The sequence below is a fragment of the Burkholderia sp. AU16482 genome, assembly GCF_002223285.1.
GTDB classification, from domain to species: domain Bacteria; phylum Pseudomonadota; class Gammaproteobacteria; order Burkholderiales; family Burkholderiaceae; genus Burkholderia; species Burkholderia semiarida.
In genome coordinates this window covers 1-1215 of sequence record NZ_NKEY01000015.1, presented here as the reverse complement: position 1 = coordinate 1215, position 1215 = coordinate 1, and the positions used below count along the sequence as shown (strand labels likewise).

Genomic DNA, 1215 nt, shown 5'->3' with positions numbered 1-1215 from the left:
GGCTGCACGATGGCGCCGCATTACAAGCGGCCCGACGCGCCCGTCGCGCAGGCGTACCCGGCCGGCGGCGTCTACGCGACGCAGCCGGGCGCGGCCGGCGCGCGCAGCGCGAACGGGCAAGCTGCGACCGCCATCGGCTGGCGCGAGTTCTTCGTCGATCCGCGCCTGCAGCGGCTGATCGAGATCGCGCTGAACAACAACCGCGACCTGCGCGTGTCGGTGCTGAACATCGAGGCGGCGCGCGCGCAGTACCAGATCACGCGCGCGGGGCTGTTCCCGTCGCTCGACGGCACGGGCACGGGCAGCATCCAGCGTTTCCCGCAGGGCCTATCGCAGACGGGCCAGCCGCTGATCTCGCGCAACTACAACGTCGGGCTCTCGGCGTCGTGGGAGCTCGACCTGTTCGGCCGCGTGCAGAGCCTGAAGGACCAGGCGCTCGCGCAGTACCTGTCGACGTCGTATGCCCGGCAGGCATCGGAAATCTCGCTGGTGTCGCAGGTGGCTGACCAGTACCTGACGCTGCTGTCGACCGACGATCTGCTGAAGGTCACCGAGAACACGCTGAAGACCGCGCAGGCGTCCTACGACCTGACGAAGCTGCAGTTCGACAACGGCACGGGCTCCGAGCTCGAGCTGCGTCAGGCGCAGACGGTGGTCGAGACGGCGCTTGCGAACCAGCAGGCGCAGGCACGTGCGCGTGCGCAGGCGCTGAACGCGCTGGTGCTGCTGATCGGCGAGCCGCTGCCGGACGACCTGCCGGCGGGCATGCCGCTCGACGCGCAGAATCTGCTGACGGACGTGCCGGCAGGCCTTCCGTCGGATCTGCTCACGCGTCGTCCGGACGTGATGCAGGCCGAGCAGACGCTGCTGGCTGCCAACGCGAACATCGGCGCGGCGCGCGCGGCATTCTTCCCGCGTATCTCGCTGACGGGTGCGTTCGGCACCGGCAGCCCGACGCTCGGCGGTCTGTTCAAGGCCGGCACGGCCGCATGGTCGTTCGCGCCGCAGATCACGATGCCGATCTTCGAAGGCGGGCAGAACATCGCGAACCTGAATCTCGCGAACGTGCAGAAGCGCATCGAGATCGCGAACTACGAGAAGGCGATCCAGTCGGCGTTCCGCGAAGTGGCGGACGGCCTCGCCGCACGCGGCACGTACGACCAGCAGATCGCGGCGCTCGAGCGCAACGAGCACGCGCAGCAGCGGCGCTTCGAC

1 protein-coding gene is annotated in these 1215 nt (G+C 69.3%); it reads left to right on the top strand.

Going from position 1 to position 1215, the window contains the following annotated elements; all coding sequences use genetic code 11:
* Window positions 1-1215: efflux transporter outer membrane subunit (locus CFB35_RS33875; RefSeq protein ID WP_089466253.1), on the top strand; the 1215-nt coding region annotated here is incomplete at both ends.